This window comes from uncultured Gimesia sp., assembly GCF_937919775.1.
GTDB lineage: Bacteria > Planctomycetota > Planctomycetia > Planctomycetales > Planctomycetaceae > Gimesia.
The window spans coordinates 1-1,613 of the sequence record NZ_CALFPF010000748.1 but is presented as its reverse complement, the minus strand read 5'-3'; the positions used below and the strand labels follow the sequence as shown (position 1 = coordinate 1,613).

Below are 1,613 nucleotides of genomic sequence, written 5' to 3'. Positions count from 1 at the left end.
GTCTCTGTCTCTGAACAGATCGATTCAACCCCCCATCCTTCCCCCATTGGTCCGAGATGTTCAGTAGCCTTTTTAGTTAAATACATCGGATTGATTGACGTGCCGTTAAAGGCTTTGCCGGTTACCTTTGATGTATATTGTGGGTCAGTTTGTTGTACTGAATCCCAGAGTTTCAGATTGTCATCCATTGGACTCTCCCTGTATTAAGTTGATGCCGTTTTTTTCGAGGTAATAATTGGTAGCGTGCAGAACTTGAGACTTGTTTAATTCGTGGTCTTCCCAAATGCCCGACTCCCGGCAGTGCTTGTAGTGGGCCAGCTTTGCTTTGATGTGATATTTTGCGATGTCGCGGAGTTCGTCTTGAAGCTGCCACACCCGGCAGTGAATCCATCCGCTGTTTGAAACGACGATCCAATAGAACGGATACACTCTGTCCGATCCCCAGTAAGCATCCCGGCCCATCTCGTAGAATGCCGCTGAATAGTGATAACCGTAATCGTCCATACTCCAAAAGAACTTTTTCTCTGATGGATCGGCAGACGTTTTAAGATCGGTTATCGTTCCGTCTGCTGACATCATGTCAATCAAGGCTTTGCACTTTACGCCGTCCTGCTCCCAGACAATCGCCTGCTCTCGAACCGCTGTTCCCTCAATCAGCCTAACTGCCTCTTTATTTTTGAGGATTGCTTTGACCTGCAACTCAATCAAACCAAGTTCATCCTTGCTGCTGTTCTTGATCAGGTAGGGAATCCCGTTTGCCTCGCAAGAGTCGATGAAGTGCAACCACTTCGCACCAGATCGAGAACTCCCAGTCCAGACCGCGTAATCAATCCCATCCTGTGATTTATTCTCCAGAATGAATTGATGTAGAATCGTCCCCATACGCATTGAGTCAGTAGCGTTGCGCGGGTACATCTTCTTAATACACACGTCTTCAAATTTCTGTGGTGACTCAATAAACACTTTCAAATCCGAAGACCGTAGCGCGTCTATTTCGCTGTATTCTTCGTGTCCACATTTAACAAGCTGCGGTTTCATCGCTCCCCCTAACTGTATTTGTAAGTTGCCTTGTCACCGACAACTGACTCCAGACGGTATGTCAGTTCGTGAAGGTAGAATGCCAATGGCAGGATGTCGTCTACTGTTTCAATCGTGAATCTGTCTGGTGCTTCGATCCTTCCATCCTTGACGACTGTTGAACCGTCTGGATGGATATCAACATGAACTCTCAAACCGTCAGCAAACGCTTCCTCTGCTGCTTCCTGGTAGTGTGCCAGTTCGTCTATTAGGCTTTGTGGGTCGTACTTCATGACTGCTCCAGCGCATTCCCTGCGATCTGCTCGCGGGCAATTGCCGTCATTAGTGATATGTGGAGTTCGGTTTCTTCGTCCTTGAGATCTGCTTGCTTGGAAACATTCTTTTCCAGTTTATGCACAAGATCCCCGACCGCCTGACCTGCTTCGTCGGCACTGCCGAAACAGTTTCTCATGGATTCGTTTTCGGCGTTCAAATCACGAACACTGTTTTCAAGCTCCGTCACTTTCGCCCGCAGTTCGTCGCACCGCTGGTTGGCAAACTCAATCGATTCGTCCTTCTCTGCAAGGATGCGCTCG

3 protein-coding genes and 1 pseudogene are annotated in these 1,613 nt (G+C 48.1%); all 4 read right to left on the bottom strand.

From position 1 onward, the window contains the following. A pseudogene (locus tag Q0294_RS21215) lies at positions 1 to 188 on the bottom strand (exodeoxyribonuclease VIII); the annotation flags it as partial. Then, complete coding sequence (locus Q0294_RS21210) at positions 181 to 1,038, bottom strand: PD-(D/E)XK nuclease-like domain-containing protein (RefSeq protein WP_299469439.1); 858 nt, start codon at positions 1,036 to 1,038, stop codon at positions 181 to 183. The gene Q0294_RS21210 and the pseudogene Q0294_RS21215, both read right to left, overlap by 8 nt. A gap of 8 nt (positions 1,039 to 1,046) precedes the next feature. Beyond that, positions 1,047 to 1,310: a hypothetical protein gene (locus tag Q0294_RS21205; protein WP_299469437.1), complete on the bottom strand. Its 264-nt coding sequence runs from the start codon at positions 1,308 to 1,310 to the stop codon at positions 1,047 to 1,049. Beyond that, positions 1,307 to 1,613 (bottom strand): hypothetical protein (locus tag Q0294_RS21200; RefSeq protein WP_299469435.1); only part of this gene is annotated, 307 nt, incomplete at its 5' end. The genes Q0294_RS21205 and Q0294_RS21200, both read right to left, overlap by 4 nt.

Coding starts and splice junctions, on each gene's coding strand:
- Q0294_RS21205 (WP_299469437.1), bottom strand. CDS start 1,310: ATGAAGTACGACCCACAAAGCCTAATAGACGAACTGGCACACTACCAG.
- Q0294_RS21210 (WP_299469439.1), bottom strand. CDS start 1,038: ATGAAACCGCAGCTTGTTAAATGTGGACACGAAGAATACAGCGAAATA.